This is a genomic window from Streptomyces kanamyceticus (assembly GCF_008704495.1).
In the GTDB taxonomy this organism is placed as follows: domain Bacteria; phylum Actinomycetota; class Actinomycetes; order Streptomycetales; family Streptomycetaceae; genus Streptomyces; species Streptomyces kanamyceticus.
Window position 1 is genome coordinate 6,005,057 of sequence record NZ_CP023699.1, and the last position, 25,698, is coordinate 6,030,754.

At 71.0% G+C, this 25,698-nt stretch carries 22 protein-coding genes and 1 tRNA gene; 12 read left to right on the top strand and 11 right to left on the bottom strand.

The window, feature by feature from the left end; translation table 11 throughout:
• Positions 1-75: 75 nt before the first annotated feature.
• From CP970_RS25785 to CP970_RS25805, 5 genes are all read left to right on the top strand, one after another.
• Positions 76-555 (top strand): FtsB family cell division protein, encoded by a 480-nt coding sequence (locus CP970_RS25785; protein ID WP_055545430.1) that lies wholly within the window; start codon positions 76-78, stop codon positions 553-555.
• Positions 556-578: 23 nt separating this feature from the next.
• Entirely contained in the window at positions 579-1,124 is a 546-nt protein-coding gene (locus CP970_RS25790) for a DUF501 domain-containing protein (RefSeq protein ID WP_055545431.1), read from the top strand.
• Positions 1,121-2,062 (top strand): Ppx/GppA phosphatase family protein, encoded by a 942-nt coding sequence (locus tag CP970_RS25795; protein WP_055545433.1) that lies wholly within the window; start codon positions 1,121-1,123, stop codon positions 2,060-2,062. The genes CP970_RS25790 and CP970_RS25795 overlap by 4 nt, the downstream gene beginning before the upstream one ends.
• Positions 2,063-2,484: 422 nt before the next feature.
• A complete protein-coding gene (locus CP970_RS25800) occupies positions 2,485-3,888 on the top strand; it encodes an NAD(P)/FAD-dependent oxidoreductase (RefSeq protein WP_055545435.1) in 1,404 nt (467 codons plus the stop codon).
• Between the two features lie 208 nt (positions 3,889-4,096).
• Entirely contained in the window at positions 4,097-5,395 is a 1,299-nt protein-coding gene (locus CP970_RS25805) for an SAM-dependent methyltransferase (protein ID WP_055545437.1), read from the top strand.
• A gap of 78 nt (positions 5,396-5,473) precedes the next feature.
• Here CP970_RS25805 and CP970_RS25810 read toward each other — a convergent pair whose 3' ends face one another.
• Both CP970_RS25810 and CP970_RS25815 read right to left on the bottom strand, forming a co-directional pair.
• Positions 5,474-7,984: an ABC transporter permease gene (locus CP970_RS25810; RefSeq protein ID WP_055545440.1), complete on the bottom strand. Its 2,511-nt coding sequence runs from the start codon at positions 7,982-7,984 to the stop codon at positions 5,474-5,476.
• 140 nt (positions 7,985-8,124) lie between these two features.
• Positions 8,125-8,895 (bottom strand): ABC transporter ATP-binding protein, encoded by a 771-nt coding sequence (locus tag CP970_RS25815; protein ID WP_055545443.1) that lies wholly within the window; start codon positions 8,893-8,895, stop codon positions 8,125-8,127.
• Positions 8,896-9,278: 383 nt separating this feature from the next.
• Here CP970_RS25815 and CP970_RS25820 point away from each other — a divergent pair.
• Positions 9,279-9,361 (top strand) — tRNA-Leu (locus CP970_RS25820).
• 137 nt (positions 9,362-9,498) lie between these two features.
• Here the strand turns inward: CP970_RS25820 and CP970_RS25825 are convergent.
• A complete protein-coding gene (locus CP970_RS25825; protein ID WP_055545450.1) occupies positions 9,499-11,151 on the bottom strand; it encodes an IclR family transcriptional regulator domain-containing protein in 1,653 nt (550 codons plus the stop codon).
• Between the two features lie 133 nt (positions 11,152-11,284).
• On the opposite strand from CP970_RS25825, the gene CP970_RS25830 reads away from it, so the two are divergent.
• The 3 genes from CP970_RS25830 (at position 11,285) to CP970_RS25840 (ending at position 14,827) form a co-directional block, all read left to right on the top strand.
• Positions 11,285-12,469 carry a 4-hydroxybenzoate 3-monooxygenase gene (locus CP970_RS25830; protein WP_055545452.1) on the top strand — a complete coding sequence of 395 codons (1,185 nt, stop codon included), beginning with the start codon at positions 11,285-11,287 and terminating at the stop codon, positions 12,467-12,469.
• Between the two features lie 27 nt (positions 12,470-12,496).
• Positions 12,497-13,849, top strand: coding sequence for an MFS transporter (locus tag CP970_RS25835; protein WP_055545454.1), 1,353 nt, complete (start codon positions 12,497-12,499; stop codon positions 13,847-13,849).
• A 66-nt stretch (positions 13,850-13,915) separates the two neighbouring features.
• Positions 13,916-14,827: a Bax inhibitor-1/YccA family protein gene (locus CP970_RS25840; RefSeq protein WP_055545456.1), complete on the top strand. Its 912-nt coding sequence runs from the start codon at positions 13,916-13,918 to the stop codon at positions 14,825-14,827.
• A gap of 107 nt (positions 14,828-14,934) precedes the next feature.
• Here CP970_RS25840 and CP970_RS25845 read toward each other — a convergent pair whose 3' ends face one another.
• The gene (locus tag CP970_RS25845; RefSeq protein WP_055545457.1) at positions 14,935-15,165 is read right to left on the bottom strand and encodes a DUF4287 domain-containing protein; all 231 of its coding nucleotides are present in this window, start codon (positions 15,163-15,165) and stop codon (positions 14,935-14,937) included.
• A gap of 102 nt (positions 15,166-15,267) precedes the next feature.
• Between CP970_RS25845 and CP970_RS25850 the strand changes: the two genes are divergently transcribed.
• A complete protein-coding gene (locus tag CP970_RS25850) occupies positions 15,268-15,579 on the top strand; it encodes a hypothetical protein (RefSeq protein WP_191094951.1) in 312 nt (103 codons plus the stop codon).
• Positions 15,580-15,645: 66 nt separating this feature from the next.
• On the opposite strand, the gene CP970_RS25855 is transcribed toward CP970_RS25850, so the two are convergent.
• The 3 genes from CP970_RS25855 to CP970_RS25865 form a co-directional block, all read right to left on the bottom strand.
• Entirely contained in the window at positions 15,646-16,476 is an 831-nt protein-coding gene (locus CP970_RS25855) for a hypothetical protein (protein ID WP_055545459.1), read from the bottom strand.
• A 288-nt stretch (positions 16,477-16,764) separates the two neighbouring features.
• On the bottom strand, positions 16,765-17,985 hold the full coding sequence (locus CP970_RS25860) for an acetyl-CoA C-acetyltransferase (RefSeq protein WP_150493976.1): 1,221 nt from the start codon (positions 17,983-17,985) through the stop codon (positions 16,765-16,767).
• A 279-nt stretch (positions 17,986-18,264) separates the two neighbouring features.
• Positions 18,265-19,275, bottom strand: a complete 1,011-nt coding sequence (locus CP970_RS25865) for an SGNH/GDSL hydrolase family protein (protein ID WP_224058705.1) — start codon at positions 19,273-19,275, stop codon at positions 18,265-18,267.
• Between the two features lie 164 nt (positions 19,276-19,439).
• On the opposite strand from CP970_RS25865, the gene CP970_RS25870 reads away from it, so the two are divergent.
• On the top strand, positions 19,440-20,831 hold the full coding sequence (locus CP970_RS25870; RefSeq protein WP_150493978.1) for a cystathionine beta-synthase: 1,392 nt from the start codon (positions 19,440-19,442) through the stop codon (positions 20,829-20,831).
• A gap of 256 nt (positions 20,832-21,087) precedes the next feature.
• On the opposite strand, the gene CP970_RS25875 is transcribed toward CP970_RS25870, so the two are convergent.
• A complete protein-coding gene (locus tag CP970_RS25875; RefSeq protein ID WP_150493980.1) occupies positions 21,088-21,912 on the bottom strand; it encodes a helix-turn-helix transcriptional regulator in 825 nt (274 codons plus the stop codon).
• Between the two features lie 152 nt (positions 21,913-22,064).
• Here CP970_RS25875 and CP970_RS25880 point away from each other — a divergent pair, with 152 nt between their 5' ends.
• Positions 22,065-22,826, top strand: coding sequence for an SDR family oxidoreductase (locus CP970_RS25880; RefSeq protein ID WP_055544426.1), 762 nt, complete (start codon positions 22,065-22,067; stop codon positions 22,824-22,826).
• A 22-nt stretch (positions 22,827-22,848) separates the two neighbouring features.
• Here the strand turns inward: CP970_RS25880 and CP970_RS25885 are convergent, their stop codons facing one another.
• From CP970_RS25885 to CP970_RS25895, 3 genes are read right to left on the bottom strand one after another with little or no spacing between them, the layout of a single operon-like run.
• Complete coding sequence (locus CP970_RS25885) at positions 22,849-23,271, bottom strand: hypothetical protein (protein ID WP_150493982.1); 423 nt, start codon at positions 23,269-23,271, stop codon at positions 22,849-22,851.
• A gap of 11 nt (positions 23,272-23,282) precedes the next feature.
• On the bottom strand, positions 23,283-24,710 hold the full coding sequence (locus tag CP970_RS25890; RefSeq protein ID WP_150493984.1) for a purine-cytosine permease family protein: 1,428 nt from the start codon (positions 24,708-24,710) through the stop codon (positions 23,283-23,285).
• A 52-nt stretch (positions 24,711-24,762) separates the two neighbouring features.
• Positions 24,763-25,698, bottom strand: a complete 936-nt coding sequence (locus CP970_RS25895) for an ABC transporter substrate-binding protein (RefSeq protein WP_150493986.1) — start codon at positions 25,696-25,698, stop codon at positions 24,763-24,765.

The following is a 25,698-nucleotide window of genomic DNA, read 5'->3' on the forward strand; positions in this document are numbered from 1 at the left end:
GCGTCCCCGCACCCGGTCCCGTACCGTGTGCGGGGACGTACGTACGTTTACGCGCTGCTCTGGGGAGGCGGAACCATGGCCAAGGCCGGGACCAAGGACCGGTTCTCCACCGCGACCCGCCTGCGGCTGCTCGGCGAGCAGACCGCCGAGCGGGTCTACCGCTCCCAGACCAAGCGCCAGGCCCGCCGCTCCCGCCTCACCGGACGCGCGGCGCTCCTCGCGCTCGTGCTCTGCTCCCTCGTCGTCGCGCTCGCGTACCCGATAAGGCAGTACGTCTCGCAGCGCGCCGAGATCGACGACCTGCGCAGGCAGAAGGCCGAGCGTCACGAGGACGTCGAGAGGCTGCGCGACGAGAAGGCGCGCTGGCAGGACGACGCGTACGCGGAGCAGCGCATCCGCGAGCGGCTGCACTACGTGATGCCGGGCGAGACCGGCTTCACCGTGATCGACCCCGCGGCGGCGACGAGCCGCCGCGCGGACCAGGGGGCGGCCACGCGCCCCTGGTACTCGAACGTCTGGGACGGCGTCGACAAGGCCGACCGCCCCGACGACTGACCCACGGACATGGAAAGACAGGCATGCACACGCCCCCGCCGACCACCGAGCGCACCGAACCCACCGACGCCGACGTCGAGGCCTTCAAGCAGCAGCTCGGACGCCCGCCGCGCGGCCTGCGGGCCATCGCGCACCGCTGCCCCTGCGGACAGCCCGACGTCGTCGAGACGGCCCCGCGCCTCCCGGACGGCACGCCGTTCCCCACGACGTACTACCTGACGTGCCCGCGGGCCGCCTCCGCGATCGGCACGCTGGAAGCCAACGGCGTGATGAAGGAGATGTCGGAGCGGCTCACCACGGACCCGGAGCTCGCCGCGGCCTACCGCAAGGCGCACGAGGACTACATCGCGCGCCGCGACGCCATCGAGGTCCTGGAGGGCTTCCCGAGCGCGGGCGGCATGCCGGACCGCGTGAAGTGCCTGCACGTCCTGGTCGGCCACTCGCTGGCCGCGGGCCCCGGCGTGAACCCGCTGGGCGACGAGGCCATCGCGATGCTCCCCGAGTGGTGGGCCAAGGGCCCGTGCGTGACGCCGTGCGCCGCCGAGGGTGCCGCCGAGGGCGCCGAATGACGCGCGTCGCCGCCATCGACTGCGGCACGAACTCGATCCGCCTCCTGGTGGCGGACGCGGATCCGGCGACGGGCGAGCTGGTCGATCTGGACCGGCGGATGACGATCGTCCGCCTCGGCCAGGGAGTCGACAGGACGGGGCGCCTGGCCCCCGAGGCCCTTGAGCGCACCTTCGCGGCCTGCCGCGAGTACGCCGCCGTCATCAAGGAGCACGGCGCCGAGCGCATCCGCTTCGTGGCGACCTCCGCGTCCCGCGACGCCGAGAACCGCGACGAATTCGTCCGCGGCGTCCTGGACATCCTGGGCGTCGAGCCGGAGGTCATCACCGGCGACCAGGAGGCCGAGTTCTCCTTCACGGGCGCGACCAAGGAATTGACCGGCCGCGACGACCTCGCCAAGCCGTACCTGGTCGTGGACATCGGCGGTGGCTCCACCGAGTTCGTGGTGGGCACGGAGCACGTGGACGCGGCCCGCTCGGTCGACGTCGGCTGTGTCCGCATGACCGAGCGCCACCTCGTACGCGACGGGGTCGTCAGCGATCCGCCGGAGCGCGCGCAACTCGACGCGATCCGCGCCGACATCGAGGCCGCCCTCGACCTCGCCGAGCGCACGGTCCCGCTCAAGGAGGCCCGCACGCTGGTGGGTCTCGCCGGGTCGGTGACGACGGTGGCGGGCATCGCGCTGGACCTCGACGCCTACGACTCGTCGGCGATCCACCACGCCCGGATCTCCTACGAGCAGGTCAGCGCGATCGTGGAGCGCCTGACGCACGCCACGCACGAGGAGCGCGCGGCGATCCCCGTGATGCACGAGGGCCGCGTCGACGTGATCGCGGCGGGCTCGCTGGTGCTGCTTGCGATCATGGACAGGGTGGGCGCCCGCGAGGTCGTCGTCTCGGAACACGACATCCTTGATGGCATTGGTTGGTCCATCGCCTGAGCGCTCTTCAGGGAGACGCCTGAGCGCTTCCTGTAGCGTCTGAGCGACCCATGAGGGGGGTCTGAAGGCCCCCCGACGACACGCCGTCGGAAAAGTTCGTGAAGTTCTTCACAAGGAATTCGGCCCTGATGGGCGAGGTTCGTGGGTGCGCGACCGCCGAAAGGGGCTCGCAGGGGCACTTCGGGGTGTAACCGGGGTGCTTCGCGGGTGTGTCGCGCGGGTGAAGCGGTCCGGTGGTCCACTCCGTGCGGGGGCCCAGAGGGGCAGCTCACAAGGGGTGGACAACGACTCGCGTGGCGCGGTGGTTCCCCTGCGGCGCCATGACCTCCGTCACGTGGGCGGCGAAGTGTAGCAGAGGGGGTCCCCAACCTTGTGAAGGGGCGCACGAGCGACCCCCGGCGGGCAGGTGGATACTCGATGGCATGAGCACCACGGAGCGTCCCAGGATCCTCGTAGTAGGCGGTGGGTACGTAGGCCTGTACGCAGCTCGGCGCATCCTCAAGAAGATGCGCTACGGAGAGGCGACCGTCACGGTCGTCGACCCCCGGTCGTACATGACCTACCAGCCCTTCCTGCCCGAAGCCGCCGCCGGCAGCATCTCGCCTCGGCACGTCGTCGTCCCGCTGCGACGCGTACTGCCGAAGGCCGAGGTCCTCACCGGCCGGGTCACCACCATCGACCAGGACCGCAAGGTAGCCACGATCGCCCCCCTCGTGGGCGAGGCGTACGAGCTGCCCTTCGACTACCTCGTCATCGCGATGGGCGCGGTCTCCCGCACCTTCCCGATCCCCGGCCTCGCCGAGCAGGGCATCGGCATGAAGGGCATCGAGGAGGCCATCGGCCTGCGCAACCACGTCCTCGAGCAGCTGGACAAGGCTGACTCCACGACGGACGAGGACGTCCGCCGCAAGGCGCTGACGTTCGTCTTCGTCGGCGGTGGCTTCGCGGGTGCGGAGACCATCGGCGAGGTCGAGGACATGGCCCGCGACGCGGCCAAGTACTACACGAACGTGAAGCGCGAGGACATGCGCTTCGTGCTCGTCGACGCCGCGGACAAGATCCTCCCCGAGGTCGGTCCCAAGCTCGGCCAGTACGGCAAGGAGCACCTGGAGGGCCGCGGGGTCGAGGTCTACCTCTCGACGTCGATGGACTCCTGCGTGGACGGCCACGTGGTCCTCAAGAACGGCCTCGAGGTCGACTCGAACACCATCGTGTGGACCGCGGGCGTCAAGCCCAACCCGGCGCTCTCCCGCTTCGGTCTGCCGCTCGGCCCGCGTGGCCACGTGGACACCCAGGCCACGCTCCAGGTGCAGGGCACGGACTACATCTGGGCCGCGGGCGACAACGCCCAGGTGCCGGACCTCGTCGGCCGCAAGGCGGGCAACGAGAACGCCTGGTGCCCGCCGAACGCCCAGCACGCCCTTCGCCAGTCGAAGGTCCTCGGCGACAACGTGATCTCCGGCATGCGGGGCTTCCCGCAGAAGGAGTACAGCCACGCCAACAAGGGTGCGGTCGCCGGTCTCGGCCTGCACAAGGGCGTCGCGATGATCGTCATGGGCAAGATGAAGATCAAGCTCAAGGGCCGTCTCGCCTGGTACATGCACCGCGCGTACCACGGCATGGCGATGCCGACGTTCAACCGCAAGATCCGCGTCTTCGCGGACTGGACGCTCGCCATGTTCCTCAAGCGCGAGGTCGTCTCGCTCGGTGCCCTGGAGGCCCCGCGCGAGGAGTTCTACGAGGCGGCCAAGCCCGCCCCGAAGCCTCCGGTCGCCGCCGAGCCCGCTCCGGCGGTCAAGGCCGAGGAGAAGGCCAAGGCCTCCTGACCTCGCGTCACTGATCCACCCCGAAGGGGCCGTCCGCCATCCGTGGTGCGGGCGGCCCCTTCGGCGTACCCAGTGGCAACTAGATGCCGGGGGCATCTATTTTGCCGATCCGTGACACGGCAACGGGACTGCGCAGCCGGGGCTTTGGTGTTTACGTGGTGTTGGTCCGTTCCGGGATCCGGTCGATCTCATCACGGAGGTGTGCGCCATGCAGAACGCCGCACTGCGGCTGAAGACCCTCGCCGAGCAGCTCATGGGAGCCGCGCTGCCGGTGCGTATCCGCGCCTGGGACGGCTCCGAGGCCGGCCCGCCGGGTGCACCCACCCTGGTCGTACGCAACCGGCGCGCCCTGCGACACCTGCTGTGGAAGCCGGGCGAACTGGGTCTCGCCCGCGCCTGGGTGGCCGGGGACCTGGACGTCGACGGGGATCTCTACGAGGTCCTCGACCGGATGGCCGAGTTCATCTGGGAGCGCGGCGAGGACGCCAGGAACGTGCGGCAGTCCCTGCGCGACCCGCGCGTGCGCGCCGCGGTCCGCTCCCTGGTCGCCCTCTCCGCGCCCTTCCTGCCGCCGTCCCCGCCGCCCGAGGAGATGCGCAGACACGGCAGGCTCCACCTGCACACCAAGGGCAGCGACCGGCAGGCCATCAGCCACCACTACGACGTCGGCAACGACTTCTACGAGCTGGTGCTCGGCCCCTCGATGGTCTACTCGTGCGCCTACTGGGAGTCGCCGGGGAGCACCCTGGAGGACGCCCAGCGCGACAAGCTCGAACTCATCTCCCGCAAGCTCGCCCTCAAGCCCGGCATGCGCCTGCTCGACGTCGGCTGTGGCTGGGGCTCCATGGCGATCCACGCGGCCCGCGAGCACGGCGTGAGCGTCGTCGGCGTCACGCTCTCCCAGGAGCAGGCCACGTACGCGCGCAAGCGGATCGCGGAGGAGGGCCTCACCGACCGCATCGAGATCCGCGTCCAGGACTACCGCGACGTACGCGACGGCCCCTACGACGCCATCTCCTCGATCGGCATGGCCGAACACGTCGGCTCCACGCGCTACTTGGAGTACGCCCACGATCTGCACGCCCTCCTGAAGCCCGGCGGGCGGCTGCTCAACCACCAGATCGCGCGCCGCCCGCAGGAGGACGAATCGGCGTACACGGTCGACGAGTTCATCGACGCCTACGTCTTCCCCGACGGTGAACTCGCGCCCGTGGGAGCCACCGTGGACCTCCTGGAGCGCGCCGGGTTCGAGGTGCGCGACGTGGAGGCCATCCGCGAGCACTACGCCCTCACCCTGCGCGGCTGGGTCGCCAACCTGGAGGCGAACTGGACGGAGGGCCAGCGCCTCACCTCACCGGGCCGCGCCCGCGTCTGGCGCCTCTACATGGCGGCGTCCGCGCTGGCCTTCGAGCGCAACAGGATCGGGGTCAACCAGGTCCTGGCGATCAAGACTCCGGAGAGCGGGGCGTCGGGGATGCCGCTGCGGGCCAGGGACTGGCGTTCATAGCTGTGTCTTCGCAGGTACGTGAAGGGCCCCGGACGAGAACTCTCGTCCGGGGCCCTTCCCCCTGTCACCCGAGCGGAGCTACTCCGCCTTGATCGCCATCAGCGGGTTCAGCCGCGCCGCGCTGCGGGCCGGCCAGACCGCCGCGAGGACACCGACCACCGCGGCGACGGCCAGGAAGATCACGATCCGGCCGACCGGGATCTCCATCGAGTAGGTGGAGACCGCGTCGGTGATGCTGCCGCCCACGGCCCAGCCCATGAAGAGGCCGAGTCCGATGCCGAGCACCGCGCCGAACAGGGAGATCACGATCGACTCCAGGCGCACCATCTGCTTGACCTTCGCCCGGTCGAGGCCGATGGCCCGCAGCATGCCGATCTCGTGCTTGCGCTCGAAGACCGACATGGCCAGCGTGTTGATGACACCGAGCACCGCGATCAGGATGGCCATGGCGAGCAGGCCGTACAGCATGTTCAGGACCATGTTGATGCCGCCCGCGACCGCGTTGCTGATCGCGTCCTTGTCCTGGATGGTGATGGCCGGGTTCTCGCCGAGCACCTTGACGATGGAGTCCTCGGCCTTGTCCGACGCGCCGTCCTTCATCTTCACCAGGACCTGCTTGTCGGCGACCTTGGTGACGTGCGGGTCGACGACGGACGTCGGCGTGAAGAGCCCGTTGAGCATCTCGTTGCTCTCGTAGACGCCCGCGACCTTCAGCTCGACCGTCTTCTTGTCGTCCTCGAACTTCAGCGGGAAGGTGTCGCCCGTCGTGAGGCCCTTGTCCTTGGCGGTGTCCGTGTCGATCAGCGCGGTGTCGCCCTTGAGCGCGCCCACCGAGCCGCTGGTGAGGTCGAGGCCGACCAGCTTGTCGAACGTGGTGGGGTCGACGCCGCTGACGTTGGTGAAGCTGCCGTCGGCCTCGCCGTACGCGGTGCGCAGCGGGCTGGTCGCCTCGACGTCGGGGAGCTTGTCGATCTTCTGGCGGACCTCGGGGGTCAGCGGCTGGTAGTTCGCCATGGAGACGCTGTAGTCGGCCTTCATGGAGCCCGCGGCCATCTTGTTGATGGCGCTGCCCATGGAGGTCGCGACGACCGTCATGGCGGTGATGAGGGTCAGGCCGATCATCAGGGCCGCGGCGGTGGAGGCCGTGCGGCGCGGGTTGCGCACCGAGTTCAGGCGCGACAGCTTGCCGGTGACGCCGAACGGCTTCAGGAGCGGCGCGGAGGCGGCGATGAACGGGCGGGAGAGCAGCGGGGTCAGGATGATGACGCCGACGAGGATGGTGGCCGCGCCGCCCGCCATCACGTAGTTGTCGTCGTTGAACAGCAGGACCGTGCCGAGGGCGACGATGATCGAGCCGATGGTGTTGCGGACGACGAGGCCCCGGGTGGTGGGCGTCGCGTGGACGCTGTTCATCGCGGCGACCGGCGGGATCTTCGCGGCGCGGCGGCCCGGCAGCCAGGCGGCCAGCATGGTCACGAGCACGCCGATCACGAGCGCGGCGACGATCGTCGTCGGGGCGATGACCAGGGGGCCGTCCGGCAGCGAGGCGCCGCCGGAGTTCATCAGGGCCTGCAGGCCGACGGCGACGCCGAGGCCGAGGGCGAAGCCGGTGACGGCGGCGACCAGGCCGACCAGGAACGCCTCGATGAGCACGGAGCGCGTCACCTGGCGACGCGAGGCGCCGACGGCCCGCATGAGCGCGAGCTCCTTGGTGCGCTGGGCGACCAGCATGGTGAAGGTGTTGGCGATGATGAAGATGCCGACGAAGAGCGCGATGCCCGCGAAGATCAGCAGGACCTGGCTCATGGAGCTGGTCTGCTGCTCGATCTGCGCGTCCTGGTCGGCGGAGAGCTTGGTGCCGGTGACGGCGTCCGTGTCCTTCGGCAGGATCTTCTCGACGGAGGACTTGAGCGCGGCCTCGGAGGTGCCCGCGGCGGCCTTGACGTCGATCTCGTCGTACTCGTTCTTGCCCAGCGCCTTGAGCGCGGTCTTGTTTTCGAGGACGACGAGGCTGCCGCCCGCGACGACGCTGCCGTCGTCGGTGTCGAAGATGCCGCTGACCTTGGCGGTGTGCACGGGGCCGTCGGTGGAGAAGCGGACGGTGTCGCCCACCTTGTAGCCGGTGCGCTCGGCCGTACGGGAGTCGAGGGCGATGTCGGCGGCGGACTTCGGCCCCGTGCCCTCGGTGAAGTCGTACCGCGGGTCCTTGCCGTCCTTGGCGGGGAAGAAGTTGGTGCCGGTGGTGCCCCACTCGCCGCCCACCAGCTTGCCGTCCTTGTCGGCGAGCGCGGTGAAGCCGGAGACGACGCCGATGGCGGACTCGGCGCCGGGCAGCGCCGTGGTCTTCTTCAGGAGGCCGTCGGTCAGGCGGCCCGGCTTCTTGTCGGCGTCGACGGGGACGCCGTCCTGCTGGATGGCGACGGAGACGTGGTCGAAGCTCTTCGCCGACTTGTTCTTGTAGGCGTTGCCGAAGGTGTCGGTGAAGACCAGGGTGCCGGACACGAAGGCGACGCCGAGCATGACGGCGAGCACGGTCATCAACAGCCTGGCCTTGTGCGCGAGCACGTTGCGCAGGGCGGTACGGAACATGGGAGTCAAGTCCTGTGGGAGGAGGGGGGCGCCCCTTGGGGGCGCGGGGAACTGCGCGACCAGCCGAGGCCGGTCCGCGGCCCGGGCGATCGCTCAGCCGACGCGGCGGCGAGGACAACCCGGTGCGGGCCGAGCGGCCACTAGCTCGTCCGCCCCTTGGCGTCGAAGTGCTTCATCCGGTCGAGGACGCCGTCCGCCGTCGGCCCGTGCATCTCGTCGACGACCCGCCCGTCCGCCAGGAAGATCACGCGATCCGCGTACGACGCGGCCACCGGGTCGTGGGTGACCATCACGACGGTCTGCCCGAGGTCCCGCACGGAATTGCGCAGGAAGCCGAGGACCTCGGCGCCGGAGCGCGAGTCCAGGTTTCCGGTCGGCTCGTCACCGAAGATGATCTCCGGCTGGGAGGCGAGGGCGCGGGCCACGGCCACGCGCTGCTGCTGGCCGCCGGAGAGCTCGGTGGGCCGGTGGCTGAGCCGCCCGGAGAGCCCGACCATGTCGATGACCTGCTCCAGCCACTGCTTGTCCGGCTTGCGGCCCGCGATGTCCATCGGCAGCGTGATGTTCTCCAGCGCCGTCAGGGTCGGCAGCAGGTTGAACGCCTGGAAGATGAAGCCGATCTTGTCCCGGCGGAGCTTGGTGAGCTGCTTGTCCTTCAGCGTGGACAGCTCGGTCTCGCCGATCCGCACCGACCCGGAGCTGAAGCTGTCCAGGCCCGCGACGCAGTGCATCAGCGTCGACTTGCCCGAGCCCGAGGGGCCCATGATCGCGGTGAACTCGCCCTGCCCGAAGTCGACGGAGACGTGGTCGAGGGCGACCACCTGGGTCTCGCCCTGTCCGTACACCTTGGAGAGATCCGTGGCGCGCGCTGCCACGGCGGTGGCGCGGGCGGCGAAGGGTGTGGTGGTCACGGGGCGGTGCTCCTGTCGGGACGACGAGTGGGGACGTACTCCATCGTCACGGTCGTTCGCCGCCGTGAAGTCACCCGTTGTTCCGGTTCCGAGGGCCCTCTCCAGTCGGACCCGGAGGCGTCGTGTCATACCTGGGGATGACAGGAGTCCCCGAGTCCGAAACCGGGACGGGGGTCGCCGGGCGGCTAAATTCCGTCATTCCGCGCAGAGGGTCATGAGCCCGGCCGGGAGCGGGGAAAGGCCTCCGGCAAGTACCGATGGACCGTACCTGTGGCTGATGCACCCTCAGACGTCAATAAAATAAGACAACATCGGGCTGTCCTTCCGCTGTTCGGGGGATGCCTCCCGATAGGGTCGAATCCTTGATGCGGAGCCCACGGCCTGCCCGGATGGTGGAATGCAGACACGGCGAGCTTAAACCTCGCTGCCCCTCGGGGGCGTGCCGGTTCGAGTCCGGCTCCGGGCACATCCGCTGTCTCGCGGGTGCCTCCACCGCATATTCCTCTTGAGCGCCGCGCGGGGCGTGTGCGCGGCGCGCGACGATCTCCGGCCGTACGCCCCTGACGCTCCGTCAGTTATCTGCCCCCTCAGTTGCGTTGACGCCTACGGCAGCCGTACCGCGTTGAAGCGGGCCGCCGTGTGCAGATCGGTCTCGATCGCCGTCGCGGTCTCGCGCAGTGCGGGGAGCAGGGCGTCGCGGGTCGCGTCGAGCGGTCCGGGGCCCGCGTGCAGCGCCACGTTCAGCGCGGCCACCACGTGGCCCGCCGCGTCCCTGACGGGGACCGCGACCGAGCGCAGGCCCTCCTCCAGTTCCTGGTCCGCGGTGGCGTGGCCGTCGGACTCGGCCCTCTCCAGGATCCGGGCCAGGGCGGCGGGGTCCGTCACGGTGTGCGCGGTGAGGGCGCGCGGCGGCGCGGCCTTCAGGAGACGATCGCGTTCCTTGGCGGGGAGCCCGGCCAGGAGCACCCGGCCCATCGCCGTGGCGTACGCGGGGAAGCGGGTGCCGACCGTGATGCGGACGCTCATCACGCGCACGGTGGCCGCCCGCGCCACGTACAGGATGTCCGTGCCGTCCAGGACCGTCACCGACGCCGACTGGTGCACGCGGTCGGCGAGGTCGCGCAGGTGCGGCTCGGCGAGTTCGGCGAAGCCGAGCCGGGACAGGGCCGCGTGGCCGAGCTCCAGGATGCGGGGCAGCGGCCGGTACAGCCGCCCGTCGTACGCCGCGTACCCCTCCTGCTGGAGGGTGTGCAGGCAGCGCCGCGCGGTGGCCCTCGGCAGCCCGGTGGCGGCGGCGAGCGCGGTCAACGGCAGCCCGTCACCACGGGCCTCGCCGAGGGCACGCAGGACGGCGAGGCCGCGGGCCAGGGACTGCAGGAAGCCGGGGCCGAGCTCGGCTTTGGCATCGGTGGCGTCGGCTCCCTGGCTTGCGCCCGCGGTTGTCTCCGGGCCTGCCGGGGCCACTGTGCCCGCGTCGGCTTCCGCCCCCGCGAGCCCCTCCAGACGCTCCGCCTCCGCGCGCAGGCGCGGCAGCATCGCCGTCGCGAAGTCGGTCGCCGAGTGTCTGCTGGTGTGGCTCACTGCCGACAGGGCGTATCTGACGCGGCCGTCCGTGTCGCGTACCGGTACCGCCACCGCGATCAGGCCCGGCTCGATCAGTTGGTCGTCCAGGGCCCAGCCCGTCCGTCGGGAGTGTGCCACCCGGGCCGCGAGGTCCGGTGGGGGCGTGGGTGCGGGGCCCGGTGGCAGGGCGGGGAAGGCGTTCCGTGCGGGGACCGTGGCCACCCGGGACCGCCAGGCCGCCCACCGGTCCTCGTCCCACGCGGCGGCGAACAGCGCGCCGGGAGCGCAGCGCTCGGGCGGCAGCAGGTCGCCGATGCGGAACGCCACCGACATCGCGCGGCGCCGCGCGGCCTGCGTCACGAACCGGACCCCGTCGCCGTCCGGCACCGCGAGGGACACCGACTCGTCGAGCTCGTCCGCGAGCCGGGCGGTGCGGGCCGCGACCTCGCCGGTCAGGCCGCTCGCCGCGAGGTAGGCGTTGCCGAGCTCCATGAGGCGGGGCGCGAGGTGGAGTTCCTGGCCGCGCACGCGTACGTACCCGAGGTGGGCCAGCGTCGCCACGACCCGGTCGACCGTGGCGCGGGCCAGGCCGGTGGCGCGCACCAGGTCACCCGCGCGCGCCCCGTCCGCCAGGGTGAGCGCGCGCAGGACGGCGAGACCGCGCTCCAGGGGACGTACGGACTCTTCCGGCATGGCGCCCCGCTCCTCGTGTTCCGCGAAATCGGGTGTCGCACGACCGTTGACAGCGCACAGCCGCGCCCGGAGACTCCCGTCAGCACATTATGAACGAAAGTTCACCAGGCGAACAAGCGGAGGGGATCGGCCGATGCGCACCACCGTCGGAATCATCGGAGCGGGACCGGCCGGACTGCTCCTCGCCCGGCTCCTGCACCGGTCGGGCATCGACTCCGTCGTCCTGGAGAGCCGCGACCGCGCCTACGTGGAGCGGCGCCAGCGCGCCGGGATCCTGGAGCAGGGCACCGTCGACGTCCTGCGCGAGGCGGGCGCGGGGGCCCGCATGGACCGCGAAGGGCTGCCGCACGACGGCATCGAGCTGCGCTTCGCCCGCCGCAGGCACCGCATCGACTTCCCCGCCCTGACCGGCGGCCGCTCCGTGACGGTCTACGCCCAGACCGAGGTCTGCAAGGACCTCATCGCCCTCCAGCTCGCCGAGGGCGGCCCGCTGCTCTTCGAGGCGGAGGCGCTGGCCGTGGAGGGTGCGGAGACCGAGAACCCTCGGGTCCGCTTCCGTCGCGACGGGCGCGAGCAGACCCTCGACTGCGACTACGTAGTGGGCTGCGACGGCTTCTGGGGCGTGGCGAGGAACGCGATGCCCGAGGCGCTCTCCCGCGTCTTCGAGCGCACCTACCCCTTCGGCTGGCTCGGCATCCTCGCCGACGTGCCGCCCTCCCACGACGAGCTCGTCTACGCCCGCCACGACCGCGGCTTCGCCCTCCTCTCCATGCGGTCGCCGACCGTCACGCGCGCGTACCTCCAGGTCCCTGACGGCACGGACCCGGCCGACTGGACCGACGAGGAGATCTGGGACGAGCTGGACCGGCGCCTGGAGACCGACGACCCGGCCTGGACGCTCCGGCGCGGGCCCGTCACCGCCAAGTCCGTCACGCCGATGCGCAGCTACGTCCACGAGCCCATGCGTCACGGCCGCCTCTTCCTCGCCGGGGACGCCGCGCACATCGTCCCGCCGACCGGCGCCAAGGGCCTCAACCTCGCCGTCGGGGACGTGGTCACGTTCGCCCGCGCGCTCGTCGCGTACCGCGAGAAGGGCGACGCGAGCCGCCTCGCCGCGTACTCAGCCGACTGTCTGCGCCGCGTCTGGCAGGCCGAACGCTTCTCGTACGCGATGACGACCATGCTCCACCGCGCGCCCGACGCCACCCCCTTCGACGACCGCATCCAGCTGGCCCGGCTCGACCGGATCACCACCGCGCGCTCCGCCGAGACCGACCTCGCGGAGGCATACACCGGATTCCCCCTGGACCAGCAGTAGAAGACCAGCACGAGAAGGAAGAGCCCCGTGAACCCACCCGAGCGCACCTTCAGAGCCGTCGCGCCCGTCATCGCCCTGTGCTGGCTCGTCGTCTTCTTCGACGGCATGGACGTCAACATCTACGGCGCCGTCATGCCGCACCTCATCGACGACAAGGACTTCGGCTTCACCGCGTCCACCGCGGGCACCGTCGGCTCCTGGACCACCTTCGGCATGCTCGTCGGGGCCCTCGGCTGCGGCACGCTCACCGACTGGCTGGGGCGCAAGCCGATGGTGACGGGCAGCGTCGTCGTCTTCTCGCTGGGCTCCGCGCTGTGCGCGCTCGCGCCGAGCGTGTTCGCCTTCGGCGCCGGGCGCTTCGTCTCCGGGCTCGGGCTCGGCGGCCTGATGCCGATCGGGCTCGCGATCGTCGCCGAGTTCGCGCCGCCGCGCAGGGCCGCGCTCGCCACAGGCCTGATGATGACCTCGTACCACGCGGGCGGCATGGCGGCGACGGGCCTCGGGCTCGCGCTCGGCCCCGACCACGGCTGGCGCGTCGTCTTCTGGGCCGGGGTCATACCGGCCCTCGTCGCGGTCCCGCTGGTCGTCAAGTGGCTGCCCGAGTCGCCCGGTGTGCTGTTCGCCAAGGGCCGTACGCGCGAGGCGGAGGCGGTAGCGGCCCGCTACCTGCTGCCCGCCCCGACCCCCGCCGAGGCCCCCGAGGCCGGGGCGAAGGGCCGTTACGCCGCCGTCGCCGCGCTCTTCGCGCCCGGCAGGCGCCTCGCGACCCCGCTCCTGTGGCTCGCCTCCTTCGCCGGACTGCTCCTGGTCTACGGAGTCTCCACCTGGCTGCCCGAGCTGATGCGCGCCTCCGGCTACTCCCTCTCCTCCTCCGTCACCTTCCTGATGGTGATCAACGCGGGCGGCATCGTCGGCATGCTCGTCGCGGGCCGCACCGCCGACCGCTTCGGGGCCGTCAAGGTCTCCGCCGTCTGGTTCCTGCTCACCGCCTGCGGCGCGTTCCTGCTCAAGGCCCAGCTGCCGCTCGGCGTCGCCTACGCCATCGTCTTCGTCACCGGCATCTGGCTCTTCTCCGCGCAGGTCATGGTGTACGCGGCCGCCCCCTCGGTCTACCCGCCCGCCCAGCGCGCCACGGGGCTCGGCTGGGTCACCGGCGTCGGGCGCACCGGGGCGGTCGTCGGACCCTGGCTCGGCGGCGCGGTGGTGGCGGGCGGCAACGCCTCGCTCGGCTTCACCACCTTCGCGGTCGCGGCGATCCTCGGCGCCGTCGCCATCTCGCTGGTGCCACTCGTGCGGAGGAACGGCTCGGATCCGGGAACAGCGCGGGCGACCCCGGACGTTCTCGGTCACAGTGAGGGAAAGATCCTCCCCAGGCACTAGGCTGATCCCTTTGCCTACGCATTACTCTTGTACCAAAGCCACACACGGTGGCCATGGAGGAGTGAAATGAGGAGCAGTAACCCGGTCTTCTCGCGACGGGGGTTCAGCCGCGACAACGGCTACGCCGGCTTCGGCCAGCAGCCGCAGGCCGGGGGACCCGCAGGCGCGACCCAGACCCAGCAGGGCAATCCGTACGGCGGCCAGCAGGCCCCCGCGGGCAACCCCTACGCGACCAATCCGTACGCCCAGCAGGACGTGCAGTACGGCGCGCCCCAGGCGCCCGTAACGACCGCGGGCCGCATGACGATGGACGACGTCGTCATGCGCACCGCCACCACGCTCGGCACGCTCGTGGTCACGGCCGCGCTCGCCTGGGCGCTGCTGCCGGTCGACGACGCCAACATCAGCAAGTCGTACGGCATCGCGATCGGCGCGGGCCTCATCGCGATGGTGCTCGGCCTCGTCCAGGCGTTCAAGCGCAAGGCGTCCCCCGCGCTGATCCTGACGTACGCGGCGCTGGAGGGTGTCTTCCTCGGCGTCGTCTCCAGCGTCGTGGACAACCGCATCGCGAGCGGCGCGGCCATGCAGGCCGTCCTCGGCACGATGGCCGTCTTCATCGGCGTCCTCGTGGCGTACAAGGCGGGCTGGATCCGCGTCAACCGTCGCTTCTACGGCTTCGTGATGGCCGCCGCGATGGGCTTCCTGCTGCTGACCGCGGTGAACCTGCTGTTCGCCGTCATCGGCGGCGGTGACGGTCTGGGCTTCCGCAGCGGTGGCCTCGGCATCGTCTTCGGCATCGTCGGCATCCTGCTCGGCGCGTGCTTCCTGGCCCTCGACTTCAAGCAGGTCGAGGACGGCATCGCGTACGGGGCGCCGAAGGAAGAGGCCTGGCTCGCCGCGTTCGGTCTGACGATGACGCTCGTCTGGATCTACATGGAGTTCCTGCGCCTGATCGCCATCTTCTCGGGCAACGACTGACGGGACCCCGCCGGGTGACCGGCAGCCGAAGGGCCCGCGGACCGATTCCGGTCCGCGGGCCCTTCGTCGTATGTGTGAGGGATTCTCGGGGGTTGGAGGATCGGCGGTCAGAGGAACTTGCGGGCAGCCCGCCGCAGGTCGTACTCGTGGATGATTGCTTTCGCGTGGCCGTACGCGAGGTTGTGTTCGGCGCGGAGCCAGCTGACCTTCTCCTCGAAGCGGAAGAGAGAGGGGCCTTCGTCCACGGCGCGCAGCCAGTCGGAGACTTCACGACCGGTGCAGTGGGGGATTCGGGCGAGCAGGTTGCGGTGGGTCTCCTCGGAGAAGACTTGGGACATCGGCGCCTCCGGACGCGTCGCGATGTGTTCCGTCCTTCACGCCACCGTGCCTGAGGGTTGGGGTGTTGGCAACAGTCCCGGAAAGGCGCATAAGGTCGCGGGGTGCTCGATACGACGCCTTTGACGGCCGCAGTGGACCAATTCGCCGACCGCTTGCGGGCCGCGCCGCAGAGCAGACTCCAGCGGGGGGCGGCGGCCGAAGCGCTCGTCCTTGCCAGGGAGTTGGCGGTGCGGGCGCAGCGCATCGAGGCGCCGTCCGCCGAGCCTCGGGAGATGCCGGACGCGGGGATGTTCGCCGCGGCTGATCAGATCACCGTCGCGGGGCGGGACTTGGCGCTTGTCCTCGCGGATCGCGGTGGGCTTGAGGAGGCGCTTGCGCTTGTTGCCGAGGCGCAGCGGAAGGCGGGGGTGTAGTCGGGCCTTCGTCGGCTGCGGGTCGGTGGGGGTTGCTCGCGCAGTTCCCCGCGCCCCTTACGGGGCTCAGACCGACGCGATGACCCGGTCCGCCAGGATGTAGACGTTCTCCGTGCCGCACTCGAAGGTCAGGGCGTAGGCGCCGGAGACGCCCGAGCCGCCCAGGAGGACCGGGGTGTGGCCGTCGCGGAGTGCGTCGGCGAGGAGTTCGGCGGTCTCGCGGTGGCCGGGGGTCATGCACAGGGTGGTGCCGTCGGCGAAGACGTAGACGTCGAGCGTGCCGAGCGGTCCCGGGCGGACGTCGGCGAGTGCGGTGCGGGCACCTGCCAGCTCCTCCAGGCAGGCCACGGTGCGCTCGTGGTCGCCGTAGCCGTCGGCGGCGGGCGCGGCCTGCACCGGCACGAAGTCCGGGTGCGAGGGGTGCCTGCGGCGCGCGGCGGCCAGCTCGGGGGAGTCCCCGGCGAACTCGTCGGCGCCCGGGTCCGCGAACGGCTCGATGACCGGCTCCAGGCTGTCCGCCTCGATACCGGCGAAGTCGGCCTGGCGGGGCAGGAAGAGCTCGTCGGCGATGCCGTCGTGCAGCCCGGGGAGGCCGCTGAGGAGGGACGGCGCGTCGGAGGCGTCGCGGGCCTCCTGGGCGGCCCAGAACGCGCGCGCCTCGGCGAGCTCGCGCTCCCGCTCCTCGGCGAGCGCCTCGGCCACGGCCGCGCGTATCTCGTCGGTGTCCGGTGTGGTGCGGGCGGCAGGCACCGTGGGGTGCGCTCCGCTCGCGGCACGGCTGTCGGCCAGCTCGGTGCGCAGGGCCGTGAGCTGCTTCCGGAGCCCGTACACAGCGTGCAGGGCGGCGGCGCCCACGGCCGTGGCAGCGGCCGTGGAGAGCAGCAGGGCAAGAGGCATGGCGCTCACTGACGTACTCCCGGTTTCAAGTCGACCCCCGACTTCCTACATCAGCTTGAAGCCTGCACGATCCACCTGTCAGTGCATAACGTCACGAATTGGACAGGTCTTTCGTCCCGGTGTTTATCCACAGATGCACTCTGAGCTGGGCATATGTATCTCCCCCAGGAGATAGGTCACATCCTGGGGGAGATTGGGTCACGAACAGATGCAGGGACTGAGCGTCAGTCCCGCGAACTGTGTGTCAGCGAAATCGGGCCCGGGGGCCCGCACGCCGCCGGGCAGGGACTAGCTCAGGCGCTCGATGACCATCGCCATGCCCTGGCCGCCGCCCACGCACATCGTCTCCAGGCCGAACTGCTTGTCGTGGAACTGGAGGGAGTTGATGAGCGTGCCGGTGATGCGGGCGCCCGTCATGCCGAAGGGGTGGCCGACCGCGATGGCGCCGCCGTTGACGTTCAGCTTGTCGAGCGGGATCTCCAGGTCGCGGTACGAGGGGATCACCTGGGCGGCGAAGGCCTCGTTGATCTCGAAGAGGTCGATGTCGTCGACGGTGAGCCCGGCGCGCTTGAGGGCCTGCCTGGACGCCTCGACCGGGCCGAGGCCCATGATCTCGGGGGAGAGTCCGGTGACGCCCGTGGAGACGATGCGGGCGAGCGGGGTCAGGCCGAGCTCGCGGGCCTTGGTGTCGCTCATGATCACGAGGGCGGCGGCGCCGTCGTTCAGCGGGCAGCAGTTGCCCGCGGTGACCAGGCCGTCGGGGCGGAAGACGGGCTTGAGGCCGCCGACGCCTTCGAGGGTGACACCGGCGCGGGGTCCGTCGTCCTTGCTGACGACGGTCCCGTCGGGGGTCGTCACCGGGGTGATCTCGCGCTCCCAGAAGCCGTTCTTGATGGCTTCCTCGGCGAGGTTTTGCGAGCGGACGCCGAACTCGTCCATGTCCTGACGGGTGACGCCCTTGGCGCGGGCCAGGTTCTCCGCGGTCTGCCCCATCGCGATGTACGCGTCCGGGACCAGGCCGTCCTGGCGCGGGTCGTGCCAGCTGGAGCCCTCGGACTCGGAGACGGCCTTGGTGCGGGCCTCGGCGTCGGCGAAGAGGGGGTTGTGGGTGTCGGGCAGACCGTCGGAGGAGCCCTTCACGCTGCGCGAGACCATCTCGACGCCCGCCGAGATGAAGACGTCGCCCTCGCCCGCCTTGATGGCGTGCAGGGCCATGCGGCTCGTCTGCAGGGACGAGGAGCAGTAGCGCGTGATCGTACAGCCGGGAAGGTGGTCCATCCCCATCTGCACGGCCACGATGCGGCCCAGGTTGTGCCCCTGCTCGCCGCCCGGCAGACCGCAGCCGAGCATCAGGTCGTCGATGTCCTTGGGGTCGAGCCCCGGCACCTTGGCGAGGGCGGCCTCGATGATGGTGGCGGTCAGGTCGTCCGGGCGCAGGTCCTTCAGCGAGCCCTTGAAGGCGCGGCCGATCGGGGTGCGGGCGGCGGAGACGATCACGGCTTCGGGCATCACGCGGCTCCAGGGGGGAGGGAGGGCAGGGCTCCCTGTGAAGTTACCCGCACGTATTGCCTACGGTCACGGGGTCGAACATGTGACGCGGGCCGCATTCCTAAGCGGGTGCTCAGGCCGGGGCCCTGGGTGGACTCTTCCCTCGGGCCGGTGGGGGCTTGGCGCGCAGTTCCCCGCGCCCCTTGGTGGTCCGTCCCGGTCGGCGCCGAAGGGCCCCTGATAAGGGGCGCGGGGAACTGCGCGAGCGACCCCCACCGGCCCGCGGTCGACGAGACTCCCTCAGTGCGGCAGCGGCGACGCCTCCGGCGTCTGGATCCGGCGCCGGCGACGGCGCTTGAGGAGGGCCCACGGACCCCGGGGCCCGGTCGGCATCGCGGCGGTCACTTCCGTGCCGCCCTCGGACGCGGCCTGCGCCGCCGCCCGGGCCACCGGCAGGAACCCCTCGCGGCGCGAGACATCGGGACGCTCCTCCTCGGGCCACAGGCCGAGCGCCGCGCAGAGGGTCGGCAGCACCGCCATCGCCGCGGTCGCGTACCCCTCCGCCGAGGGGTGGTAGTTGTCGGGACCGAACAGCTCCCTCGGGTTGGCGTAGAACTCGGGACCGAGCAGATCGCCGAGGGACACCGTGCGCCCGCCCTGCTCGACCGCGCCGATCGTCTGCGCCGCGGCCAGCTGCCGCGAGACCCGGCGGGCCAGCCACCGCAGCGGCTGGTACACGTTCTCGACGGTGCCGAGGTCGGGGCAGGTCCCGACGACCACTTCCGCCCCCGCCGTGCGCAGCCTGCGCACCGCCGCGGAGAGGTGGCGCACCGAGCGCGTCGGCGGCATCCGGTGCGTGACGTCGTTCGCGCCGATCATGACGACGCAGACGTCGGGCACCCAGGACGGGTCGGAGAGGACCAGCGTCACCTGGCGGTCCAGGTCGTCCGACTGGGCGCCGGGCAGCGCCACGTTGCGCAGGTCGACGGGGCGCTCGGCGACCGCGGCGAGCCCGGAGGCGAGCAGCGCCGCCGGGGTCTGCCTGGCCCGGTGCACGCCCTGGCCCGCGGCCGTGGAGTCCCCGAGCATCGCGAACCGCACCGGTTCGCAGGAGGCGGGGCGGTCGGCGAACGCCCTGCCGTAGCGGCCGTCGGCCCGTGGTGGATCCCCGTGCCCGCCGCCCACCGACCGCTTCGCCAGCTGCACCTCGGCGAGCACCACGCCCACCGTGGCGGCCCCGATGAGCCCGATGCCGCCGCCGCCGTACGCCGCGCCCGCGGCGATCCGCCGTGCCACCCTCGCCCTCGACATGCCCTGCAGCCACCTCCTGGGGCCGTACCGCGTCATACGGCCGTACATCCACTCATTGCCCCGTAAGCACGGTCGGCCAATCGCAAGCGGAGGTGAACGGATGAGCCGGACCCTTAGGCTGACCGCACCAATTCGTCGCACTACATCGCAGCCCGGAGACAACGGTGCAATTCCACGACTCGATGATCAGTCTCGTCGGCAACACCCCGCTGGTGAGGCTCAACAACGTGACCGCGGGCATCCAGGCGACCGTCCTGGCCAAGGTCGAGTACTTCAACCCCGGCGGATCCGTGAAGGACCGCATCGCGCTGCGCATGATCGAGGCGGCCGAGCAGAGCGGGGAGCTGAAGCCCGGCGGCACCATCGTCGAGCCCACCTCCGGCAACACCGGGGTCGGCCTCGCCATCGTGGCCCAGCAAAAGGGCTACAAGTGCATCTTCGTCTGCCCCGACAAGGTGTCCCTCGACAAGATCAACGTCCTGCGCGCGTACGGCGCCGACGTAGTGGTCTGCCCCACGGCCGTCGACCCCGAGCACCCGGATTCGTACTACAACGTCTCCGACCGGCTCGTACGCGAGACCCCCGGTGCCTGGAAGCCCGACCAGTACAGCAACCCGAACAACCCGCTCTCGCACTACCACTCCACGGGCCCCGAGCTCTGGGAGCAGACGGAGGGGAAGATCACCCACTTCGTCACCGGCATCGGGACCGGCGGCACCATCTCCGGTACGGGCGGGTACCTGAAGGAGATCTCCAAGGGCGCGGTCACCGTCGTCGGTGCCGACCCCGAGGGCTCCGTGTACTCCGGCGGCTCCGGGCGTCCGTACCTCGTCGAGGGCGTCGGTGAGGACTTCTGGCCGACGGCGTACGACCGGAACGTGACCGACGAGATCATCGCGGTGTCCGACAAGGACTCCTTCCAGATGACGCGGCGCCTGGCCAAGGAGGAGGGGCTGCTCGTCGGCGGTTCCTGCGGCATGGCCGTCGTGGCGGCGCTGCGGGTCGCCGAGCGGCTCGGCCCCGACGACGTCGTGGTCGTGCTGCTGCCCGACTCGGGCCGCGGCTACATGAGCAAGATCTTCAGCGACGAGTGGATGAACGACTACGGCTTCCTGGAGCAGGCCGGGGACCTGCCGAAGGTCGGCGACGTCCTGCGCCGCAAGGAGGGCGGCGAGTTGCCCTCGCTGGTCCACATGCACCCCGAGGAGACGGTCGGCGAGGCCATCGAGGTCCTGCGCGAGTACGGCGTCTCGCAGATGCCCATCGTGAAGCCGGGCGCGGGACACCCCGACGTGATGGCCGCCGAGGTCATCGGCTCGGTCGTGGAGCGCGAGCTGCTCGACGCGCTGTTCGCGCAGCGTGCCTCGCTCTCCGACCCGCTGGAGAAGCACATGTCGGACCCGCTGCCGCAGGTCGGCTCCGGTGAGCCGGTGGCGGACCTGATGACGGTGCTCGGCCGTGCCGACGCGGCGATCGTCCTCGTCGAGGGCAAGCCGACCGGTGTCGTCAGCCGCCAGGACCTGCTCGCCTTCCTCGCGGAGCAGCAGGGTCAGTGACCCGCTTGGGCCGGAGCCTTGGGGTGAACTTCGCGGAAGTGGTACGAGCACGACACGTTCACGCAGCACCCGCTTAACACGGCTCCGGCACATTGATGGGTGTCGGCGTCAGGAACTCCGGAGCGGCTCCCGGGTCCGTAGACGCCAGGACGCGGCACTGGCCCTGACCCGTGTGCGCGTCCCCCGCGGGGATCGCCGTCGTCCCGCCCCCTGGTTTTCCGGGGGTGCGGCGGTCCCCGCGGCAGCGCCTCACCGACTACGCGGCGCTCAGTGCCCAACTCGCAAGCAGCGCCAGGCGGTCCGCCGATTCCGTGCCCGGTTCCGCCGTGTAGACCACCAGGATCTGGTCCGGGTCGCCGGGGAAGGCCAGGGTTTCGTAGGGGAGCAGCAGTTCGCCCACGACGGGGTGGTGGATGCGCTTGGTGCCGTGGGTCTTCTCCTTGACCTGGTGGTCGGCCCACAGGCGGCGGAAGGCCTCGCTCTTGACAGACAACTCGCCCACCAGCGCGGCGAGTCGGGTGTCGCCGGGGCAGCGGGCGGCGTCCAGGCGCAGATAGGCGACCGTCTCCGCGGCCACCGCCTCCCACTCGGGGTAGCAGTCGCGCGCGGGCCCGTCGAGGAAGATCTGGCGGGGGATGTTGCGCTCGGCGGGCGGCAGCGCGGACCAGCCGTTCAGGGCGTCACCCAGGGCGTTCCAGGCGAGGACGTCCATGCGGCGGCCGAAGATGAAGGCGGGGGACCGCTCGATGGAGTCGAGGAGCAGCCGCAGCCCTGGGCGGACCCGCCCGGCGACGGGCTTGTCCTTGCGCGGGCGCGGCCTGGCCACCGTGCGCAGATAGGTGTGCTCGGTCTCGTCCAGGCGCAGCACCCGGGCGAGGGAGTCGAGGACGGCGTCGGAGACCGAGGGGCCCCGGCCCTGTTCGAGCCGGATGTAGTAGTCCACGCTCACGCCCGCCAGCTGTGCGACCTCCTCGCGGCGCAGGCCCGGTACGCGGCGGCGGCCGTGCGAGGCGAGCCCGACCTCGTCGGGCTGTATGCGAGCGCGCCGTGAGCGCAGGAAGTCTCCGATGTCCCCGTCCATGGGCCCGATCCTAGGCGGGCGCGCCGGATCGAGCCTGGTACTGCCAGACCCAGGAAAAGCACAGCCCTGGGTAGCGGAGGGCCGGGTGAGCAGAGTGGTTCTCGCCGCCGGACGAAGGGTCCGGCGGGCAGGATCACCAAGGGAGTTCGGACATGTCGTACGAGAAGCTGCGGGGCCGCACCGCCGTCGTCACCGGAGCCGCCAGCGGCATCGGCGAGGCCGCCGCCCGCCTCCTCGCCGCCGAGGGAGCCTCGGTCGTGCTGCTCGCCCGGCGCGCGGAGCGCCTCGCGGAGCTGGCCGCCAAGATCGAGGCGGACGGCGGCCGGGCGCTCGCCGTCGCGGCCGACGTCACGGACCAGGCGTCGGTGGACGCCGCCGTGGAGCGGGTGCACGCCGCGTACGGAACGGTGGACCTGGTGGTGAACGGTGCGGGCGTGATGCTGCCGAACCCGGTCACCGACGGACGCAGCGACGAGTGGCAGCGGATGCTGGACACCAATGTGGCGGGCGCGCTGCGGATCGTCCGTGCCTTCTCGGCCGACCTGATCGAGGCGGCCGCCGAGGGGCGCACGGCGGACCTGGTGAACATCTCGTCGATCGGCGCGCACATCGCGTTCCCGCAGTACGCGGTGTACGGCGCGACGAAGGCCGCGCTGACCTACCTGTCGGAGTCGCTGCGCACCGAGTTCGGGCCGCGCGACGTGCGCGTCACCAACATCGAGCCGGGCTTCACGGACACCGAGCTGCGCGGGCACATCGACAGCGCGGAGCTTTCGGGGCAGCTGGAGGGCCTGTTCTCCGAGGTGGGCGCGCTGGCGTCGGAGGACGTCGCGGACCTCATCGCGTACGCGGCGAGCCGTCCGCGCCACGTCAACCTGCGCCAGCTGATCGTGCTGCCCACGCGTCAGGCGTGAGCGGCGGGGCCCGGCACGGGTCTCAGTCGTCCCACTCCGAGGTGCGCTCCTGGCGCCGCCGCCCGAAGTTCGCCCCGCGCACGGCCTGCACCGCGTTGATGCCGACGATGCCGGCCCAGGTGGTGAAGAGGCCCGGCATCCCGGCGTTGACCACGCCGATCGCCGAGAGCGGGACCGCGAGGATCAGCGAGATGACGCCGAAGCCGAACCGCTCGCTCCACGAGTCCATGGGGTTCGTGGAGGAGCGGGTGCTGCCGCGGGCGACGACCATCTGCTGCTCGGCCAGATGGCGCCGCATGCGTCGGTCGATGGTTCCGTCAAGGCGCTGCTCGACCTTCCCGAGGAACGAGTCGACCAAGGCGGAGTCGTACTCTTCGCCGAGCTCTCTGCGGGCGTGCAGAGTGGCGTCGAGTTCCTTCTTGAGTTCGGCGTCACGGGCTTCCATACCCGTTTACGTTACGGCGCGGCGGCCTCCGTGGCGGTGGGGCTAACCCCCCTTTCCGTCCGGGGCTCAGCCCCAGGGGCGCGCGGGTCGCGCCGGGCCAGCGCCCAGTAGAGCACCGCGGGCACCACGAGCCCCACGATCCAGGAGACGTCGGCGCCGCCGAGGGGGTCGACCAGCGGGCCCGTGTAGAAGTGCGTGACGAGGAACGGCAGCTGGGCGAGGAGGCCCACGCCGTAGACGACGAGCGCGTCCCAGCGCCAGGCGCCGTAGCGGCCGCGCGGGTCGAAGAGGGCCGGGATGTCGTACCGCTCGCGCGAGATCAGGTAGTAGTCGACCAGGTTGATCGCGGACCAGGGCGTGAAGAAGGTCAGCAGGAACAGCAGGAAGTCCTTGAAGGACGACAGGAAGCTGTCCTTGCCCAGCAGGGCGACCGTCGTGCCCGCGACCATGATCACCGCGATGTACGCGGCCCGCCCGCGCGGCCCGATGACCTTCTGGCCGCGGAAGCCGCTGATGCTCGTGACCATCGACATGAAGCCGCCGTAGGTGTTGAGCACGTTGATGGTCAGCTTGCCGAGCGCGATCACGAAGTACAGGAAGGAGGCGATCAGGCCGGTGCCGCCGAGGCCGACGACGTAGCCGACCTGGTTGGCGAGGAAGGCGTCCCCCGCGCTCGCCGCCACGAGCACGCCGAACGTCATCGACCACTGCGAGCCGATCGCCGAGCCCGACAGGGTCCACCAGAAGGTGGCCTTCGCCGACGTCGTACGCGGCAGATAGCGCGAGTAGTCCGCGACGTAGGGCCCGAAGGCGAGCTGCCAGGACGCCGAGAGCGAGACGGCGAGAAGGAACATCGGCAGGTCGAAGTGGGCGTCGTGCAGGAGCGCGGAGAGGTCCACGCGGTCCAGGAGGCGGATGCCGAGGTAGATGAACGCGAGCGCGCAGATCACGCTCGCGACGCGGCCGAGCACGTGGATGACGCGGTAGCCGACCGCCGCCATGACCGCGGTGACCACGGCGAAGATCACGATGCCGGTGGTGTCGTTCGTGTGCGTCAGCTCGGCCGTGGCCTGCCCCGCGAGGACGCTGCCGCTCGCGAAGAACCCGACGTACATGAGGACGACCAGGAGCAGCGGGACGACCGCGCCCTTCACGCCGAACTGGGCGCGGGACTGGATCATCTGGGGAAGACCCAGCTTCGGACCCTGCGCCGAGTGCAGGGCCATCACCGCGCCGCCGAGCAGATTGCCGACCACCAGGCCGACGAGCGACCAGACCACGTCGCCGCCGAAGACGACGGCGAGCGCGCCCGTGACGACCGCGGTGATCTGCAGGTTGGCGCCGAGCCAGAGGGTGAACTGGCTGAACGCGGTGCCGTGCCGTTCGTCGTCGGGGACGACGTCGATGGAGCGCCGCTCCACGAGATCCTCTGCTGCCATGATCCGCTGAACCCCCTGCTGTGCCGAGTGAGTTGGTGCGTTCCTTCGCTGGCTACTTCTTGGTGATGCCGTGCTGCTTCGCCCAGTCCTGGGCGACGTCCTCCGGGTCCTTCTTGTCCTTGTCCACCAGGCGGTTGAGCTCGGTGAGGTCCTCGGTCGTCAGGCGGGCGCCGAGCCGGGCGAGCGCCTTGCGTACGGTCGAGTCGGCCTTGCGGTCGGCGATGAGCGGGACGATGTGCTGGCCCGGGATGAGGTTCTTGGGGTCGGTGAGGACGACCCACTTCTCGGCGGCGATGTCGGTGTCGGTGGTGAAGAGGTTCGCCACGTCGACGTCGCCCTTGCGCAGCGCGCCCTTCACCAGCGGGCCCGAGGAGTCCAGGGACTTGAACTCCTTGAACTCCACGCCGTACACGTCCTTGAGGCCGACCGCGCCCACCTCGCGCTTCTTCACCTCGGGGGCGGCGCCGATGACGAGCTTGCCGTTGTGCTTGGCCAGGTCGGCCAGGGATTTCAGGCCGTACTCCTTCGCGGTGTCGCGGGTGACGACGAACGCGTCGGAGTCCTCGGCCATCCCGTACGGCAGGATCTGCAGTCCGCGCGGCAGGGCCATGGCGAGGGCGTTCTGCATCTCGCCCTCCTCGGTGGCCTTCGCCCCGGTGTCCAGGTAGTGCAGGAGGGCGCCCTGGTATTCGGGCAGCAGGTCGATGTCGCCGCCCTTGAGCGCGGGGATGAGGATCTCGCGGGTGCCGAGGTTGGGGCGGACCTTCGTCTTGACGCCTGCCGCTTCGAGGGCGGCGGCGTACAGGTAGCCGAGGACCTGGTTCTCGGTGAAGTTGGCGGTGCCGATGGTCACGCCGCCCTTGCTGGAGCCGCCGCCCCCGCCGCCGGAGCCCCCGCCGTCGAGGGAGGTGATGCCGCCGCTGCAGGAGGCGAGCGCGGGTACGGAGGCGGCGGCGAGGAGCCCGCCGAGGAGTTTTCTGCGGTTCAT

Coding starts and splice junctions, on each gene's coding strand:
- CP970_RS25785 (WP_055545430.1), top strand. CDS start 76: ATGGCCAAGGCCGGGACCAAGGACCGGTTCTCCACCGCGACCCGCCTG.
- CP970_RS25790 (WP_055545431.1), top strand. CDS start 579: ATGCACACGCCCCCGCCGACCACCGAGCGCACCGAACCCACCGACGCC.
- CP970_RS25795 (WP_055545433.1), top strand. CDS start 1,121: ATGACGCGCGTCGCCGCCATCGACTGCGGCACGAACTCGATCCGCCTC.
- CP970_RS25800 (WP_055545435.1), top strand. CDS start 2,485: ATGAGCACCACGGAGCGTCCCAGGATCCTCGTAGTAGGCGGTGGGTAC.
- CP970_RS25805 (WP_055545437.1), top strand. CDS start 4,097: ATGCAGAACGCCGCACTGCGGCTGAAGACCCTCGCCGAGCAGCTCATG.
- CP970_RS25810 (WP_055545440.1), bottom strand. CDS start 7,984: ATGTTCCGTACCGCCCTGCGCAACGTGCTCGCGCACAAGGCCAGGCTG.
- CP970_RS25825 (WP_055545450.1), bottom strand. CDS start 11,151: ATGCCGGAAGAGTCCGTACGTCCCCTGGAGCGCGGTCTCGCCGTCCTG.
- CP970_RS25830 (WP_055545452.1), top strand. CDS start 11,285: ATGCGCACCACCGTCGGAATCATCGGAGCGGGACCGGCCGGACTGCTC.
- CP970_RS25840 (WP_055545456.1), top strand. CDS start 13,916: ATGAGGAGCAGTAACCCGGTCTTCTCGCGACGGGGGTTCAGCCGCGAC.
- CP970_RS25845 (WP_055545457.1), bottom strand. CDS start 15,165: ATGTCCCAAGTCTTCTCCGAGGAGACCCACCGCAACCTGCTCGCCCGA.
- CP970_RS25855 (WP_055545459.1), bottom strand. CDS start 16,476: ATGCCTCTTGCCCTGCTGCTCTCCACGGCCGCTGCCACGGCCGTGGGC.
- CP970_RS25860 (WP_150493976.1), bottom strand. CDS start 17,985: ATGCCCGAAGCCGTGATCGTCTCCGCCGCCCGCACCCCGATCGGCCGC.
- CP970_RS25865 (WP_224058705.1), bottom strand. CDS start 19,275: ATGTCGAGGGCGAGGGTGGCACGGCGGATCGCCGCGGGCGCGGCGTAC.
- CP970_RS25875 (WP_150493980.1), bottom strand. CDS start 21,912: ATGGACGGGGACATCGGAGACTTCCTGCGCTCACGGCGCGCTCGCATA.
- CP970_RS25880 (WP_055544426.1), top strand. CDS start 22,065: ATGTCGTACGAGAAGCTGCGGGGCCGCACCGCCGTCGTCACCGGAGCC.
- CP970_RS25885 (WP_150493982.1), bottom strand. CDS start 23,271: ATGGAAGCCCGTGACGCCGAACTCAAGAAGGAACTCGACGCCACTCTG.
- CP970_RS25890 (WP_150493984.1), bottom strand. CDS start 24,710: ATGGCAGCAGAGGATCTCGTGGAGCGGCGCTCCATCGACGTCGTCCCC.
- CP970_RS25895 (WP_150493986.1), bottom strand. CDS start 25,698: ATGAACCGCAGAAAACTCCTCGGCGGGCTCCTCGCCGCCGCCTCCGTA.